Consider the following 16,063-nt stretch of genomic DNA (forward strand, 5'->3'; position numbering starts at 1 on the left):
CCTGCGCGGTGCTCTCGGAACGAGGCGCCCGCACGACGACGTCGGTGCATCGAACTACCATGGCCCCATGGTCGACGCCCAGCTCGGATTGCGTGGCGGTGCGACACCGCTCGCCGTGCGCATGCGGCCGCGCAGCCTCGACGAGGTCGCCGGTCAGCGGCACCTCCTGACGCCCGGATCGCCGCTCGTGAGCCTCGCGAGCGACACGACGGGGGAGCGCGGTTCGGTGTCGGTCATCCTCTGGGGTCCTCCCGGCACGGGCAAGACGACTCTCGCGGGAGCCATCGCCCACAGTTCGGGCCGCAAGTTCGTCGAACTGTCTGCGGTCAACGCCGGCGTGCGCGACGTGCGTCAGGTGATGGACGAGGCGATGTCGTCGCGCGATCTCTTCGGCGTCTCGACCGTGCTCTTCCTCGACGAGATCCACCGGTTCACGAAAGCGCAGCAAGACGCGCTCTTGCCCGGGGTCGAGAACGGCTGGGTCATCCTCGTCGCCGCGACGACGGAGAACCCGTCGTTCTCGGTCATCTCCCCTCTGCTCTCCCGCTCGCTGCTCCTCACCCTCGAGCCGCTCTCCGACGACGACCTCGGCACTCTCGTCGACCGCGCTGTGAGCGACGACCGCGGGCTCGCGGGCAAGGTCGCGCTCGACGACGAGGCGCGGGCGACCATCATCCGTCTCGCCTCGGGGGATGCACGACGCGCCCTCACCGCCCTCGAGGCCGCAGCGCAATCGGCGTCGTCGACGGGAGACGGCGAGAGTGCTCCCGTGATCACCGCCGAGATCGTCGCGACCGCCGTCGACCGTGCCCTCTTGCGCTACGACCGCAACGGAGACGAGCACTACGACGTCATCAGCGCCTTCATCAAGTCGGTGCGGGGGTCGGACGTCGACGCGGCCATCCACTACCTCGCGCGCATGATCGAGGCGGGGGAGGACCCGCGCTTCATTGCGCGGCGCATCATCGTGAGCGCCGCCGAAGACATCGGCATGGCCGACCCCAACGCGCTCGTCATCGCCGTCGCGGCGGCCGACGCCGTGCAGCTCATCGGCATGCCCGAGGGGCGCATCCCGCTCGCCGAGGCCGTGACCTACCTCGCGACGGCTCCGAAGTCGAACCGCTCCTACCTCGCCATCGACAGGGCCATCGCGGATGTGCGCGCCGGAGACTTCGGGCGAGTGCCAAAGCACCTCCGCGACGCGCACTATCCCGGCGCCAAGCGACTCGGACACGGCAAGGGTTATCGCTACGCCCACGACTCCGATGTCGGGGTCGTGGAGCAACAGTATCTGCCCGATCCTCTCGTCGGAACCGAGTACTACTCGCCGACCGACCACGGCAACGAGCGGGACGTGTCGGCGCGGCTCGAGAAGCTCCGCAGGATCACCCGGGGACGCTGACCGCGCGTGCTAGTATTTACTCCGCCTACAGGGGACTTTCGCGCACGGCTGCTGCTTCGGTCCTTCTGAATGGGAAGCGTTCTTTAGCCGGACGGTACCCGCGGCACATCCCTCTTCTATTTTCCCGAGACGCACTCGCGTGCCCGGGAGCCTGCTGAAGACCGATGATCTCTGTACCGAAAGGAAACCGTGTCTACTAAGTCACGTACTCGTAGCAAGACCCGTCTCTCGCGCGCGCTGGGCATCGCCCTCACGCCGAAGGCAGCCAAGTACCTCGAGAAGCGTCCGTACGCTCCGGGTGAGCACGGCCGCACCAAGCGCAAGACCGACTCCGACTACGCCGTGCGTCTTCGCGAGAAGCAGCGTCTGCGTGCCCAGTACGGCATCCGCGAAGCGCAGCTCAAGATCGCGTTCGAGGAAGCTCGCCGCGCCAAGGGCCTGACGGGTGAGAACCTCGTCGAGCTCCTCGAGATGCGCCTCGACGCTCTCGTCGTTCGCGCGGGAATCGCTCGCACGACCGCGCAGGCTCGCCAGCTCATCGTGCACCGCCACATCCTCGTCGACGGACAGCGCGTCGACCGCCCGTCGTTCCGCGTCAAGGAGGGCCAGCTCATCCACGTGCACGCCCGCAGCGAGGGCATGGAGCCTTTCCAGGTCGCCGCCGCCGGCGCGCACCAGGACGTGCTCCCCAAGGTGCCCGCGTACCTCGAGGTGGAGATCGACAAGCTCCAGGCGCGCCTCGTGCGTCGCCCGAAGCGTGCCGAAGTGCCCGTGACGTGTGAAGTCCAGCTCGTCGTCGAGTACTACGCGGCTCGCTGATCCGACCACCGTGCGAGAGCGGGTTGCCTTCGGGCAGCCCGCTCTCGCTGTCGTTAAGGGGCTCGAGCGACGCTCAAGAGTCGGCCAGTAAGCTGGTCGGCGCACCGTTAGCCACGATTGAAGGACACACCTCATGAAGAGCGCACTCTTGGTCTTGATCGGGGTCGTGCTCGGCTTCGCCGCCGCGCATCGGATCAACAAGACGCCGGCGGGTCGGGCGTTCTTCGCCGACGTCGATGCCACGACGACAGCCTTCCGTGATGCCGTCGTCGACGGCTACCGCTCGCGCGAAGCCGAACTCCGTGACGCCGTCGATGACATCGCCGACGCTGCCGCCGACGCCGCCGACGCCTCTGCGCCGCGCCGCTGACCTCCCTCTCACCCACCCCACCCACCCCACTCATCCGATCCTCCGGCGTGTTCGCGCCGTCGCGATCCCCTTTCACTCCGGGACACCATGCAGACCGCTGACATCCGCCGCCGCTGGCTCGACTACTTCGCCGATCGCGAGCACACGGTCGTGCCGTCGGCGTCGCTCGTGAGCGACGATCCGACCCTCCTCTTCACCGTCGCCGGCATGGTGCCCTTCGTGCCGTACCTCACGGGGCTCGTCCCCGCGCCGTACACACGCGCGACGAGTGTGCAGAAGTGCATCCGCACCCTCGACATCGAGGAGGTCGGCAAGACGACGAGGCACGGCACGTTCTTCCAGATGAACGGCAACTTCTCGTTCGGCGACTACTTCAAGGAGCAGGCCATCTCCTACGCGTGGGAGCTCCTGACGACGTCCGAGGCCGACGGCGGCTTCGGCTTCGCCGAGAAGGACCTCTGGGTCACCGTGCACGAGGACGACGACGATGCGGCTCGCCACTGGCGGGAGATCGCGGGTCTTCCGGAGCACCGCATCCAGCGGATGGGCAAGGCCGACAACTACTGGTCGATGGGGACACCCGGGGGGCCGGCCGGTCCCGACTCCGAGGTGTTCTTCGACCGCGGGCCCGCGTACGGCCGCGAGGGTGGTCCCGCCGCCGACGACAACCGCTACATCGAGATCTGGAACCTCGTGTTCATGCAGTGGTTGCGCGGCGCCTCGATCGGCGCGCACGACTTCGAGATCCTCGGCGAACTCCCGAGCAAGAACATCGACACGGGGATGGGCCTCGAGCGCGTCGCCTTTCTCAAGCAGGGTGTCGAGAACATCTACGAGATCGACCAGGTGCGCCCCGTGCTCGACCGCGCTGCCGCCCTCTCGGGGCGACGCTACGGCGCCGACCACGACGACGACGTGCGCATGCGCGTGGTCGCCGACCACGTGCGCTCCGCCCTCATGCTCATGAGCGACGGCGTGACGCCGTCGAACGAGGGCCGGGGTTACATCCTCCGTCGGCTCTTGCGACGCAGCGTGCGCGCGATGCGCTTGCTCGGGGTCGACACCGCGACCTTCACCGAGCTCTTCCCCGCGTCTCGCGACGCCATGAAGGCGGCGTACCCCGAGGTCGAGACCGACTACGACCGCATCTCCCGCCTCGCCTACGCCGAGGAAGAGACCTTCCTGCGCACCCTCGCGAGCGGAACGACGATCCTCGACCTCGCGGTCGCGAAGACCGCGGATGCCGGCGCGACGACGCTCGCGGGAGACACCGCGTTCCTCCTCCATGACACCTTCGGCTTCCCGATCGACCTGACGCTCGAGATGGCCGAGGAAGCGGGCCTCACGGTCGACAGGTCGGCGTTCGACGCGCTCATGCTCGAGCAGCGCACGAAGGCCAAGGCCGACGCCAAGGCCAAGAAGACGCTCCTCGCCGACCTCTCGGTCTACAGCGCCTTCCGCGCCGGCGGCGAGACCGTGTTCCGCGGCTACGACGACCTCGCCGCCGAGTCGACCGTGCTCGGCATCATCGTCGACGGCACCTCGGTCGACTCCGCCGTCGCCGGCGACATCGCCGAGGTCATCCTCACCGAGACGGCCCTGTACCCCGAGTCCGGTGGACAGGAGGCCGACGCGGGGTCGATCGTCGGAACGGGCTTCGACCTCGAGGTGCTCGACGTGCAGCGACCCGTCGCGGGCCTCATCAGTCACAAGGTGCAGGTGCGCTCGGGGGAGGTCGCCGTCGGTGCGGCCGCGACATCCGTCGTCGACCAGGAGTGGCGCCGCGGCGCCACGGGGGCGCATACCGCGACCCACCTCGTTCACGCGGCGCTGCGCGACACCCTCGGATCCCAGGCCCACCAGTCGGGGTCGTACAACCGCGCGGGCTACCTGCGCCTCGACTTCAACTGGACCGGCGCGCTCTCCCCCGAGACGAAGAGCGAGATCGAGGAGATCTCGAACAACGCCGTGCGGCAGAACTACGAGGTCACGACCCGCGTCATGTCGCTCGACGAGGCGAAAGCGCTCGGCGCGATGGCACTCTTCGGTGAGAAGTACGGTGAACGCGTGCGGGTCGTCGAGATCGGCGGCGCGTGGTCACGCGAACTGTGCGGAGGAACCCATGTCGGTCGCAGCGCCGAGGTCGGACTCGTCAACCTCGTCTCCGAGTCGTCGGTCGGATCGTCCAATCGTCGCATCGAGTCTCTCGTCGGGGTCGACGCCTTCCGCGACCTCGCCGCCGAGCGCGCGATCGTCTCCGAGCTGACGTCGAGCCTCAAGACGCCGCGCGAGATGCTCCCCGACCGCATCGCCGAACTCATCGCGAGTCTCAAGTCGGCCGAGAAGAAGATCGCAGAGTTCGAGTCCGCCGCCCTCGTGCAACGGGTGCCGTCGATCGTCGAATCGGCGACCCGGGCGGGCGAGCTGACCGTCGTCGCCCTCGACGTCGGGGAGCTCGCGTCGACAGACGACCTCCGCAGTCTCGTGCAATCGGTGCGCTCACGGCTCGGAACCGACCCGGCCGTCGTCGCTCTCGCGAGCGTCGTCGCGGGGAAGCCCGCCGTCATCGTCGCGACCAACGACGCCTCGCGCGCTCGGGGAGTGCGAGCCGGTGTGCTTGCGAAGGACGCCGCCAAGGTGCTCGGCGGCGGGGGAGGCGGCAAAGACGATCTCGCCCAGGGCGGAGGGTCGGATGCATCCGCCATCCCCCAGGCCCTCACCGCCATCACGCGGGGACTCGAGAACTAGCGCGTGCGATCCGGAGTGCGCCTCGGCGTCGATGTGGGCACGACCCGCATCGGCGTCGCGCGCAGCGACCTGCACGGCATGCTCGCGCTCCCTGTCGAGACGGTCGCGCGGGGCACGGGTGACATCGCGACGATCCTCGCGCACGCGGCCGAGCTCGAGGTGACCGAGATCGTCGTGGGTCTCCCGATCGCGCTGAGTGGAAACGACACCGCGTCGACCGCCGACGCGCGCGCCTTCGCTCTCGCGCTCGCCCTCGCCGCACCCGCGATCGACGTGCGCCTCGTCGACGAGAGGCTGTCGACGGTCTCCGCGCACCAGGCCCTGCGGGGGGCGGGACGCACGGCCAAGAACTCGCGGTCGATCGTCGACCAGGTCGCCGCCGTTATAATTCTGCAACATGCCCTCGATCACGAACGGTCCAGCGGACGAGCTCCCGGCACCGTGGTCACCCCCGACGAAGGAATGTGACTAGTGCCCCGAGATCCCGAGTGGGACGACCTCTTCTCCTCCCAGCCAGGTCCCGCCGACGCGAACGCCGAGGGCGCCCCCGGCTCCGGCGCTGTCGACACCGGGGACGCGGGACGGGCGAAGCGGTCACCGCGCTCGGAGTCGCTGCTCAAGCGAGGCGAGGTGACACCCCCGCCGACGGCATCCCGCTCGCGCCGGGCACCGCGCGAGCGGCGCGCACGAGACAACTCGTCGGCGACAGCGTCGACCTCGACCTTGGCCTCACCGACGCGCTCGCGACGACGCAGCCTCGCGTGGCTCTGGATTCCGCTCGCCATGCTCCTCGTGACGGGCCTCGGCGCCACGGCCGCGTTCTTCGCCTTCGAGCCCCAGGTGCGCGAAGTGCTCGGCTGGGAGGAGCCCAACGACTACACCGGTGAGGGGACCGGCGAGGTCGTCGTCGCCATCACGGAGGGTCAGGTCGGATCGGATATCGCGCAGACCCTCGCCGACGCCGACGTCACGATGAGCTACGACGCCTTCTACGATCTGCTGCTCGCCGACCCGTCGATCTCGTTCCAGATCGGGAGCTACACGCTCAAGAGCAAGATGAGCGCGGACGCCGCCCTCGAGGCCCTTCAGGACCCCGACAACCGCATCGTCGTCGAGGCCCTCTTCCAGGAGGGGCTCAGCACCGACCAGATCCTCGAGACCCTCGCCGAGTCGACGGGCATCCCGCTCGCCGACTTCGAGGCCGCCGTCGCCGATCCGACCGCCTACGGCATCAGCGCCGAGGCGCCGAACATCGAGGGCTACCTCTTCCCGGCGTCCTACACCTTCGAACCCGGTCTCACGGCGACCGACATCATCACTGTTCTCGTCGACCGCACGTTCCAGTCGCTCGACGCCGCGAGCGTCGCGCCGGACGACCGGCACCGCGTGCTCACGATCGCCTCGCTCATCCAGCGGGAGGCGGGGTCGAACCCCGACGACTTCTACAAGGTGTCGCGGGTCATCCAGAATCGACTCGACGTCGACATGCCCCTGCAGTTCGACTCGACCTCGCACTACGGATACGCGGACGCCTACGGCGAGCGTCAAGACCAGTCGGTCTTCACCTCGGACGCCGAGCGTGGCGACGACAACCCGTACAACACCTACGTCATCACGGGCCTCCCCGTGGGGCCGATCGGCGCCCCGGGCGACCTCGCGATCGACGCGGCCATCGACCCCGTCGACGGACCCTGGGTCTACTTCGTGACCGTCAACCTCGACACGGGGGAGACCGTGTTCACCTCGACGCTCGACGAGCACAACACCGCGGTGAACCAGCTGCAGGCCTGGTGCGCGGAGACGCAGAGCCCCAACTGTGCGTGAGGTCCGACCGCGCGCGCTCTCGAACAGACTCGCCGTGCTCGGACACCCGATCGCCCACTCGAAGTCTCCCGACCTGCAGCTCGCCGCCTACCGCGAGCTCGGAGTCGACTGGTCGTACGAGCGCATCGACATGGATGCGAGCGGCATCGCCGGATTCGTGACGTCGAGGACCCCGGCGTGGCGCGGGCTCTCTCTCACAATGCCACTCAAGCGCGACGTCGTGCCCGTTCTCGACAGCCTCGACGAGGTCGCCGCCCTCACGGGCGCGGCGAACACCGTGGTCTTCGGCGAGAACGGCATCCACGGCATGAACACCGACGTCTTCGGCATCGTGTCGGCCCTGGGCTCGACCGACGTCTCCGACGTGCTCGTGCTCGGGTCGGGCGCGACCGCGGGGTCGCTCATCGTCGCTCTCGGTGAGCTCGGCGCGGCGCGGGTCGTCGTCGCGGCACGGGCCCCCGAGAGGGCCGCGCCCCTCGCGGTGATCGCCGAGCGGATCGGTCTCGACGTGACCGTGACCGACCTCGCGACCCCACCCGCCGGAGAGCCGACGCTCGTGGTCTCGACGCTCCCCGGGGGCACGAGCCTGCCGTGGCCCGTCGCGGACGCGCACATCCGATCGTCGACGCTCTTCGACGTCGCCTACGACCCGTGGCCGAGCGCGCTCGCGTCGACCTGGTCACGCGCCGGTCGACCCGTGATCTCGGGGCTCGAGATGCTCGTCGCTCAGGCTCTCGGGCAAGTGCGCGTGTTCGTCTCGGGCGATCCGACGCTCTCGGTCACCGACGAGCCGAGCGTTCTCGCCGCGATGCGCGCGAGCGTGGACCTCGACGGGCCGGCGAACGCCGCGCACTGAGCTCGGTCGACCTCCGGCTGTGAAAGGATTCTCTCTATGCTTCGTTGGCTCACCGCAGGAGAATCGCACGGCCCCGAACTCGTGGCGATCCTCGAGGGGCTCCCCGCGGGAGTGCCCGTGAGCCTCGACGACATCCGCGCCGACCTCGCGAGACGCAAGCTCGGCTACGGCCGTGGCGCGCGCATGAAGTTCGAGGAGGACGCCCTCGACATCTCCGGTGGAGTGCGATTCGGCGCGACCATGGGGAGCCCCGTCGCGCTCCGCATCGGCAACACCGAGTGGCCGCGCTGGGTCGACGTCATGAGCGCGTCTCCCGTCGACCTCGAGACCCTGCCCAAGGGACGCGGTGCCGCACTCACGCGACCCCGCCCGGGCCACGCCGACCTCGTCGGAATGCAGAAATACGACTTCCCCGAGGCGCGCAATGTTCTCGAGCGCGCGAGTGCCCGCGAGACCGCAGCGCGGGTCGCCCTCGGCGCCGTCGCTCGGGCGTTCCTGCGGGGACTCGGCGTCGAACTCGTGAGCCACACCCTCTCGATCGGGCCCGTGCGCGTGCCCGACGGCGCCCCGCTCCCCACGCCCGAGCAGGTCGATGCGCTCGACGCCGACCCGCTGCGCTGCGCTCACCCCGAGACATCCGCCCTCATGGTCGCCGAAGTCGACCGGGCGCACGACGACGGCGACACCCTCGGAGGCATCGTCGAGGTTCTCGCCTACGGCCTACCGCCGGGACTCGGGTCGTACACCCACTGGGATCGCCGACTCGACTCGCGACTCGCGGGCGCGCTCATGGGCATCCAGGCGATCAAGGGTGTCGAGGTCGGCGACGGCTTTCTCACGACCACTCGCCGCGGATCGGTGGCCCATGACGAACTCGTGCACGGCGCCGACGGCATCACGAGGCTCACCGATCGCGCCGGTGGCACCGAGGGCGGCATGAGCACGGGCACGGTCTTGCGCGTGCACGCGGGGATGAAACCGATCGCCACGGTTCCGCACGCCCTCCGCACGGTCGACGTCGCGACGGGCGCCGCAGCCGAAGCGCACCACCAGAGGTCGGATGTGTGCGCCGTCCCGGCCTCGGGTGTCGTCGCCGAGGCGATGGTCGCCCTCGTGCTCGCCGACGCCATGCTCGAGAAGTTCGGAGGGGACTCGCTCGGCGAGACCCGACGCAACCTCGACGCCTACCTCGCCTCGATCCCCGACGCCCTCACGACCGCGCCCTCGAGCGACCCGACTGCAACCGACCCCCGAGCGTGACGGCCGCGTCGACGCCCGACGGGCGCCCCCTGCTCGTCGTGATCGGCGCACCGGGCGCGGGCAAGACCCGCATCGGAAAGCGCATCGCGCGCGTGCTCGGCTCGCCGTTCATCGACACCGATCGGCGCATCGTGCAGAGGTACGGCCCGATCGCGGGGATCTTCTCGGCGCGCGGCGAAGAGCACTTCCGCGCGATCGAGAGGATCGAGGTCGCGAAGGCGCTCCGCGAGAGCGCCGTGGTCTCGCTCGGCGGAGGGGCCGTGCTCGACGAGCGCACGCGCGCCGATCTCGAGGGGCTGCCCGTCGCGCTCATGACGGTGAGCGCCGAAGCCGTGGCGAACCGCATCGGCGTCAACCGCCCGCTGCTCAAGCAAGGGGGGGTCGACGCGTGGCGCGACCTCGTCGAGGCCCGCCGCGCCACCTACGAGAGCCTCGCCTCGCGCTCGTGGGACACCTCGTCGCGCCCCGTCGACGCGATCGCGAACGAGATCGCCGACTGGGTGCGCACCCGACGAGCCGACGAGACACGACGAACGGACGACACACCATGACCGACACGACGACGATCACCGTGGGCGGCTCGGCCCCCTACGACGTGCTCATCGGCCGCGGAATCCTCGACTCCGTCGCCGACCAACTCGGTGCGGGAGTCGAGAAGGTGCTCATCGTGCACCCCTCGACCCTCGGCGCGAAAGCGACGGCGTTGCGCGAGAGCCTCCTCGACCGCTTCGAGGTCATCCTCGCCGAAGTGCCCGACGCCGAAGCGGGCAAGCGCGTCGAGGTCGCGGCGTTCTGCTGGCAAGTGATGGGGCAGTCCGACTTCACGCGCACCGACGCCGTGATCGGCTTCGGCGGGGGAGCGGTCACCGACCTCGCGGGTTTCGTCGCGGCGACGTGGTTGCGCGGCGTCACCCTCGTCACCGTGCCGACGACGCTCCTCGGCATGGTCGACGCCGCGATCGGCGGCAAGACGGGCATCAACACGAACGAGGGCAAGAACCTCGTCGGCGCCTTCTACCCGCCGCGCGGTGTCGTCATCGATCTCGACGTTCTGCAGGGGCTCAGTCAGATGGAGATCCTCGCCGGATTCGGAGAGGTCGTGAAGTACGGGTTCATCGCCGAGCCCGAGATCCTCGACATCATCGAGGCGAATGTCGACCGCGCGACCGACTCGACGACCGACGAGTTCCGCCGCCTTGTCGAACTCTCGGTCGCGATCAAGGCGCGCGTCGTGGGGGAGGACCTCACCGACCGCGGTGTGCGGGAGATGCTCAACTACGGTCACACCCTCGGGCACGCCGTCGAGTACGCCGAACGTTTCCAGTGGCGGCACGGCGCGGCCGTCGCCATCGGAATGGTCTACGCGGCCGAGCTCGCGAGGCTCACGGGCCGACTCTCCGACGAGGTCGTCGACCGGCACCGCAGCATCCTCACCTCGCTGCAGTTGCCGACCGACTACCCGATCGGTCGGTGGAACACCCTCCTCGGCGCGATGCAGCGAGACAAGAAGGCGCGGGGGAGCATGCTGCGATTCATCGTTCTCGACGACGTCGCCAAGCCGACCGTGCTGCAGGGCCCCGATCAGAGCCTCCTCTTCGCCGCCTACCAAGAGGTCGGTGTCTGACGGGCCGATAGGCTCGGAGCCGTGAACCGCGTCCTCGTCGTCAACGGCCCCAACCTCAACCGCCTCGGCACGCGGGAGCCCGATGTCTACGGTTCGGCCACGCTCGACGACCTCGCGACCGAACTCGCAGACATCGACGGCCTCGACGTCGACGTGCGGCAGACCAACTCCGAGTCCGAGCTCATCGGATGGCTCCACGACGCCGTCGACGCCCGCACCCCCGTCGTGCTCAACCCCGCGGCGTTCACGCACTACTCCTACGCCCTGCGGGATGCCGCGGCGATCGTCACGTCGTCGGGGCTCCTGCTCGTCGAGGTGCACCTCTCCAACCCCCACGCGCGGGAGGAGTTCCGCCACACGAGCGTCATCTCCGGAGTCGCGACGGGCGTCATCGCCGGGTTCGGCTTCGACTCCTACCGCCTCGCGCTCGAGCTCATTCGGTCACGGCTCGGATAGCCGGTAAACTCGACCCCCGGCGCCGTCGCGCCCCCAAGCTCACCCTCTGCACCGAACACCACACGAAACGGAACATCGATCCCATGGCCTCTACCGCTGACATCAAGAACGGCGTCGTTCTCAACATGGACGGCCAGCTCTGGACCGTGATCGAGTTCCAGCACGTCAAGCCGGGCAAGGGCGGCGCGTTCGTGCGCACCAAGGTCAAGAACGTCATGACGGGCAAGACCGTCGACCGCACCTTCAACGCGGGCGCGAAGATCGAGACCGAGACGGTCGACCGTCGCGACTTCCAGTACCTCTACCGCGACGGCGACGGGTTCGTCTTCATGGATGTGAGCGACTACGACCAGATCACCCTCTCGTCGGTCGTCGTCGGCGACGCCGCGAACTACCTCCTCGAGAACCAGAACGCGACGGTCGCACTGCACAACGGTGACCCGCTCTACGTCGAGCTGCCGGCATCCGTCGTTCTCGAGATCACGTACACCGAGCCCGGTCTGCAGGGCGACCGCTCGACGGGCGGCACCAAACCCGCGACCGTGGAGACCGGCGCGCAGATCCAGGTTCCGCTCTTCCTCGAGCAGGGCGTGCGGGTCAAGGTCGACACACGAGACGGCAGCTACCTCGGCCGCGTGAACGACTAGTGAGCGCTCGCTCCAAAGCGCGCAAGCGCGCGCTCGACGTGCTCTACGGCGCGGATGTGCGCGGCACGAGCATCAACGACGCCCTCGCCGAGGCTGCCGCTCGCGCCCTCACCGAGCCGGAACGCTCGGAGTCGTGGAACTACGCGCGCGAGATCGTCAACGGCGTCGTCGAGCACGGCGACGAGATCGATGAACTCATCGAGACCTATGCGCAAGGGTGGACCCTCGCACGCATGCCCGTCGTCGATCGCGCGATCATCCGCATCGGCATCTGGGAACTGCTCTTCAACGACGAGATCCCCGCGGGAGTCGCGATCTCGGAGGCCGTCGGTCAGGCTCGCGAGTTCAGCACCGATGACTCGGGCAAGTTCGTCAACGGACTGCTCGCGCGCATCTCCACGCCGACGACAGCGGTCTGACGCTCCTCATCCGTCGCGCGGTGCACGACGGTGCCGCAGTGTGTCGTCGCGTTACGCGGTGATTGTCGGAGCCCCCGAGGGCGCCGCTACATTCGCTGCATGTCCCTCCCCGCGACCCCCGTCTCCGAGCGCATCCCCGCACTCGGGGTGAGCGTGCGCGGCGTCGGCCGCACTTTCTCGAGCACCGACCGCTCGGTCGACGACCGCGCCGTGCTGCACGACGTCGACCTCGAGATCGAGGCCGGGGAGATCGTCGCCCTCATCGGCCCCTCCGGGTGCGGCAAATCGACGCTCCTGCGCCTCGTGAGCGGACTCGACGCGCCGACGAGCGGCGACGTCGCCATCGGGGGCCGCGCGGTCGCCGGAATCGACGAGCGCTGCGCCGTCGCCTTCCAAGAGCCGCGACTCCTTCCGTGGCGCACCATCGAGCGCAACGTCGCCCTCGGTCTGCCGCGCACATCCGACCGGGTCGACGGCGCAGCGCGCGTGACCGAGCTCCTCGACCTCGTCGGCCTCACCTCGGCCACACGCTTGCGCCCCCGCCAGGTGTCCGGCGGCATGGCGCAACGCGCCTCGCTCGCCCGAGCCCTCGCGCGCAACCCCGGAGTGCTCGTTCTCGATGAGCCCTTCGGCGCCCTTGACGCGCTCACGAGACTCAAGATGCAAGACCTCCTGCTCGACGTGCACTCGGTCGAGCGCGCGACGATCCTCCTCGTGACGCACGACGTCGACGAAGCGCTCTACCTCGCCGACCGGGTCGTGCTGCTCGGCGACGACGGAACCGGGAGAGGTGCGAGCATCCGCCGCGTCCTGACCGTTCCCGGCGCTCGCCCCCGCGATCGAGCGGACGCCGAACTCGCCGCCCTGCGCGGTGAACTGCTCGAGGGGCTCGGCGTCGAGAGCCACCGCCACCACGGCGCCACGATCCCCACCCAGCCACAGCCGCAACCGACAGAGGACCTCCGATGACGCACCGCTCCCGCCTCCTGCTCGCCACCGCCACTGCCGCCGTCGGTGCACTCGCTCTGAGCGGGTGTGTCGCCGGGGAGGGGTCGGCGACCGACCGACCGGCCTCCGCGGCGGAAAGCGAGGGATGGTCGAGCGACACCCTCACCCTCGACTTCGCGACCTACAACCCGCTGAGCCTCATCATCCGCGAGGAGGGGTGGCTCGAAGACGCGCTCGGCGACGACGTCGAGGTCACGTGGGTGCAATCCGCCGGGTCGAACAAGGCCAACGAGGCGCTGCGCGCCGGAGCCGTGGATGTCGGATCGACCGCGGGGTCCGCGGCCCTGCTCGCGAAGTCGAACGGCTCGCCCATCCAGACGATCGACATCTACTCGCAGCCCAACTGGTCGGCCCTCGTCGTGCCCGAAGGATCGGACATCACCGAGGTGAGTGACCTCGCCGGCCGGTCGATCGCCGCGACGAAAGGCACCGACCCCTACTTCTTCCTCCTGCAGTCGCTCGAAGAAGCGGGCCTGAGCCTCGACGACGTCGACGTGCAGAACCTCCAGCATGCCGACGGCAAGAGCGCGCTCGAGTCGGGCAGCGTCGACGCGTGGTCGGGGCTCGACCCTCTGCTCACGACGAGCGTGGAGAGCGCCGGGTCGGAGATCATCTACGACAACATCGACTTCAACAGCTACGGCTTCCTCAACGCGACCGAGGAGTTCGTGACCGATCACCCCGACCTCGCCCAGCTCGTCGTCGACGCCTACGAGAAAGCCCGTCAGTGGGCCATCGACAACCCCGACGACACCGCGGCGATCCTCGCCGAGGTGGCAGGGATCGACATCGACATCGCGACGACGACCCTCGTCGACCGCACCGCTCTCGACATCGACCCCGTGCCGGGAGATGCTCAGCGCGACGTTCTCGAGATCGTCGGCCCGATCTTCGTCGACTCCGGGGATGTCGCCAGCCAGGGCCTCATCGACGACGCGCTCGACGCGCTCTTCGAGCCGACCTTCGCCGAGAGCGCCGACCCGGGCTCCCTGTGACCGGCGGGGGAGGCGCGGGAGTGTCGACGCGAGGCGACCGCGTCGAGTCCGACGGTCACGAGCGGTCGGCCGGTCGCGGGTCCGAGCCGGGGTTGCTCCTGCAGTACAGCTCTGCCCTGGGTTATTCGGCCGCCGGTACTGCGACGGGTCGCCGCCGACCGAGGGCGGGGGAGTCACGATCGAGAGGGGCCTCCCTCGCCCTCCTCGGCGGAGTGCTTCCGCTCGCGCTGCTCGGCCTCTGGTGGGCGGTGTCGGCATCCGGCATCGTCCCCTCCTTTCGCCTGCCGTCACCGCCCGACGTGTGGCTTGCGGGCATCGACCTCGCCCAGCAGGGGCTGCTCGGCCAGTACGTCGCGATCTCGACGCAGCGCGTGCTCCTCGGGTTCATCGTCGGATCGGTCGCGGGCCTCGTGCTCGGCTCGATCGTCGGTCTCTCCCGCTGGGCGAGCGTGTTGCTCGCGCCGACCATCGGCGGGTTCCGGGCCGTGCCCTCGCTCGCGTGGGTTCCGTTGCTCATCCTCTACATCGGCATCAACGAGGACTCCAAGGTCGCCCTCATCGCGATCGGGGCGCTCTTTCCCGTCTACACGACCGTCGCGGGCGCTCTCCGCCACGTCGACCCGCACATCGTCGAGGTCGGGCGTGCATACGGTCTCGGCCGCGTCGCGCTCCTCGCGCGCGTTCAACTGCCGGCCGTCATCCCCACGGTCGTGTCGGGCCTGCGCCTCGCGCTCGCGCAATCCTGGCTGTTCCTCGTCGCGGCGGAACTCATCGCATCGTCGATGGGGCTCGGGTTCCTGCTCGCCGACTCCCAGAACAACGGCAGACTCGATCGCATCTTCCTCGCGATCATCCTCCTCGCCGTGCTCGGCAAGGCGACAGACGCGCTCATCGGCCTCGTCGAGAGGTACTTGCTGCGCCGCTTCACCTAGCCCCCTCAAACCCCGCCCCACAGAACACAATTTCCGCGAGCGTGCGCCAGATCCGGCGCACGCTCGCGGAAATTGTGTCGAGTGGGGGCGGGGTATAGTTCAGGGGTTCGACATCCTTTAATTTTCGTCCTGCGAGGCGAGGAAGGAGGTCAGATTGCCCGGCAGAACCGTGCTCCAGCAAGCTGACATCGCCCGTGCGCTCACGCGCATCTCCCACGAGATCGTGGAATCCGTTCCCGGCATCGCCGACGGCAACGACCGCCTCGTCATCCTCGGCATCCCGACCCGCGGGGTCGTGCTCGCCCAGCGCATCGCGCGCGAGGTCTCCCGCATCCTCGGTGCGCCCGTTCCCCTCGGCGCCCTCGACGTGACGATGTACCGCGACGACCTCGCGAAGGGCCCCGTGCGCACCCCGGCGCCGACCGACCTCCCTCCCGGCGGCATCGACGGCGCGACCGTCGTGCTCGTCGACGACGTGCTCTACTCGGGGCGCACCATCCGCGCCGCCCTCGACGCCCTGAGCGACCTCGGCAGGCCGCGCGCCGTGCGCCTCGCGGTGCTCGTCGACCGCGGGCACCGCGAGTTGCCCATCCGCCCGGACTTCGTGGGAAAGAACCTCCCGTCCGCTCGCGACGAGCGCATCTTCGTGCGACTCGCCGAGGTCGACGGCGACGAGTTCGTGAGCATCGAGTCATGACGTTCG

Annotated in this window: 17 protein-coding genes; all 17 read left to right on the plus strand. The window is 69.2% G+C overall.

The window, feature by feature from the left end:
- The first annotated feature begins 67 nt into the window (after positions 1-67).
- The 17 genes from ACLHIH_RS03895 (at position 68) to pyrR (ending at position 16,057) form a co-directional block, all read left to right on the plus strand.
- Positions 68-1,402: a replication-associated recombination protein A gene (locus tag ACLHIH_RS03895; RefSeq protein ID WP_411315389.1), complete on the plus strand. Its 1,335-nt coding sequence runs from the start codon at positions 68-70 to the stop codon at positions 1,400-1,402.
- A 189-nt stretch (positions 1,403-1,591) separates the two neighbouring features.
- Positions 1,592-2,221 (plus strand): 30S ribosomal protein S4, encoded by a 630-nt coding sequence (gene rpsD, locus ACLHIH_RS03900; RefSeq protein WP_411315390.1) that lies wholly within the window; start codon positions 1,592-1,594, stop codon positions 2,219-2,221.
- Positions 2,222-2,354: 133 nt separating this feature from the next.
- Positions 2,355-2,591: a hypothetical protein gene (locus ACLHIH_RS03905; RefSeq protein WP_411315391.1), complete on the plus strand. Its 237-nt coding sequence runs from the start codon at positions 2,355-2,357 to the stop codon at positions 2,589-2,591.
- An 87-nt stretch (positions 2,592-2,678) separates the two neighbouring features.
- Positions 2,679-5,339 (plus strand): alanine--tRNA ligase, encoded by a 2,661-nt coding sequence (gene alaS, locus ACLHIH_RS03910; RefSeq protein WP_411315392.1) that lies wholly within the window; start codon positions 2,679-2,681, stop codon positions 5,337-5,339.
- Between the two features lie 3 nt (positions 5,340-5,342).
- Positions 5,343-5,807 (plus strand): Holliday junction resolvase RuvX, encoded by a 465-nt coding sequence (gene ruvX, locus ACLHIH_RS03915; RefSeq protein WP_411315393.1) that lies wholly within the window; start codon positions 5,343-5,345, stop codon positions 5,805-5,807.
- 3 nt (positions 5,808-5,810) lie between these two features.
- On the plus strand, positions 5,811-7,163 hold the full coding sequence (mltG, locus tag ACLHIH_RS03920; protein WP_411315394.1) for an endolytic transglycosylase MltG: 1,353 nt from the start codon (positions 5,811-5,813) through the stop codon (positions 7,161-7,163).
- Positions 7,164-7,197: 34 nt separating this feature from the next.
- Complete coding sequence (locus ACLHIH_RS03925; RefSeq protein ID WP_411315395.1) at positions 7,198-8,019, plus strand: shikimate dehydrogenase; 822 nt, start codon at positions 7,198-7,200, stop codon at positions 8,017-8,019.
- 36 nt (positions 8,020-8,055) lie between these two features.
- Positions 8,056-9,279, plus strand: a complete 1,224-nt coding sequence (gene aroC, locus ACLHIH_RS03930) for a chorismate synthase (protein WP_411315396.1) — start codon at positions 8,056-8,058, stop codon at positions 9,277-9,279.
- Positions 9,276-9,830 (plus strand): shikimate kinase, encoded by a 555-nt coding sequence (locus tag ACLHIH_RS03935; RefSeq protein WP_411315397.1) that lies wholly within the window; start codon positions 9,276-9,278, stop codon positions 9,828-9,830. The genes aroC and ACLHIH_RS03935 overlap by 4 nt, the downstream gene beginning before the upstream one ends.
- The gene (gene aroB / locus ACLHIH_RS03940) at positions 9,827-10,903 is read left to right on the plus strand and encodes a 3-dehydroquinate synthase (RefSeq protein WP_411315398.1); all 1,077 of its coding nucleotides are present in this window, start codon (positions 9,827-9,829) and stop codon (positions 10,901-10,903) included. Before ACLHIH_RS03935 ends, aroB begins: the two co-directional genes overlap by 4 nt.
- A gap of 21 nt (positions 10,904-10,924) precedes the next feature.
- The gene (locus ACLHIH_RS03945) at positions 10,925-11,359 is read left to right on the plus strand and encodes a type II 3-dehydroquinate dehydratase (RefSeq protein ID WP_411315399.1); all 435 of its coding nucleotides are present in this window, start codon (positions 10,925-10,927) and stop codon (positions 11,357-11,359) included.
- An 83-nt stretch (positions 11,360-11,442) separates the two neighbouring features.
- Positions 11,443-12,006: an elongation factor P gene (gene efp / locus ACLHIH_RS03950; RefSeq protein ID WP_411315400.1), complete on the plus strand. Its 564-nt coding sequence runs from the start codon at positions 11,443-11,445 to the stop codon at positions 12,004-12,006.
- A complete protein-coding gene (gene nusB / locus ACLHIH_RS03955) occupies positions 12,006-12,425 on the plus strand; it encodes a transcription antitermination factor NusB (protein WP_411315401.1) in 420 nt (139 codons plus the stop codon). The genes efp and nusB overlap by 1 nt, the downstream gene beginning before the upstream one ends.
- A 99-nt stretch (positions 12,426-12,524) precedes the next feature.
- Positions 12,525-13,394: an ABC transporter ATP-binding protein gene (locus ACLHIH_RS03960; protein WP_411315402.1), complete on the plus strand. Its 870-nt coding sequence runs from the start codon at positions 12,525-12,527 to the stop codon at positions 13,392-13,394.
- Positions 13,391-14,428, plus strand: coding sequence for an aliphatic sulfonate ABC transporter substrate-binding protein (locus ACLHIH_RS03965; RefSeq protein ID WP_411315403.1), 1,038 nt, complete (start codon positions 13,391-13,393; stop codon positions 14,426-14,428). The genes ACLHIH_RS03960 and ACLHIH_RS03965 overlap by 4 nt, the downstream gene beginning before the upstream one ends.
- A gap of 92 nt (positions 14,429-14,520) precedes the next feature.
- Positions 14,521-15,360 carry an ABC transporter permease gene (locus tag ACLHIH_RS03970; protein ID WP_411316306.1) on the plus strand — a complete coding sequence of 280 codons (840 nt, stop codon included), beginning with the start codon at positions 14,521-14,523 and terminating at the stop codon, positions 15,358-15,360.
- A 154-nt stretch (positions 15,361-15,514) separates the two neighbouring features.
- Positions 15,515-16,057, plus strand: coding sequence for a bifunctional pyr operon transcriptional regulator/uracil phosphoribosyltransferase PyrR (pyrR, locus tag ACLHIH_RS03975; RefSeq protein ID WP_411315404.1), 543 nt, complete (start codon positions 15,515-15,517; stop codon positions 16,055-16,057).
- The last annotated feature ends 6 nt before the right edge of the window (positions 16,058-16,063 follow it).

It is taken from the genome of Marisediminicola sp. LYQ134, from assembly GCF_046599635.1.
Taxonomy (GTDB): Bacteria; Actinomycetota; Actinomycetes; order Actinomycetales; family Microbacteriaceae; genus Marisediminicola.

Excerpts from the sequence above, each read along its gene's own strand:
- ACLHIH_RS03965 (WP_411315403.1), top strand. The coding sequence starts at position 13,391 with ATGACGCACCGCTCCCGCCTCCTGCTCGCCACCGCCACTGCCGCCGTC.
- ACLHIH_RS03905 (WP_411315391.1), top strand. The coding sequence starts at position 2,355 with ATGAAGAGCGCACTCTTGGTCTTGATCGGGGTCGTGCTCGGCTTCGCC.
- efp (WP_411315400.1), top strand. The coding sequence starts at position 11,443 with ATGGCCTCTACCGCTGACATCAAGAACGGCGTCGTTCTCAACATGGAC.
- aroC (WP_411315396.1), top strand. The coding sequence starts at position 8,056 with ATGCTTCGTTGGCTCACCGCAGGAGAATCGCACGGCCCCGAACTCGTG.
- alaS (WP_411315392.1), top strand. The coding sequence starts at position 2,679 with ATGCAGACCGCTGACATCCGCCGCCGCTGGCTCGACTACTTCGCCGAT.
- ACLHIH_RS03960 (WP_411315402.1), top strand. The coding sequence starts at position 12,525 with ATGTCCCTCCCCGCGACCCCCGTCTCCGAGCGCATCCCCGCACTCGGG.
- aroB (WP_411315398.1), top strand. The coding sequence starts at position 9,827 with ATGACCGACACGACGACGATCACCGTGGGCGGCTCGGCCCCCTACGAC.
- ACLHIH_RS03895 (WP_411315389.1), top strand. The coding sequence starts at position 68 with ATGGTCGACGCCCAGCTCGGATTGCGTGGCGGTGCGACACCGCTCGCC.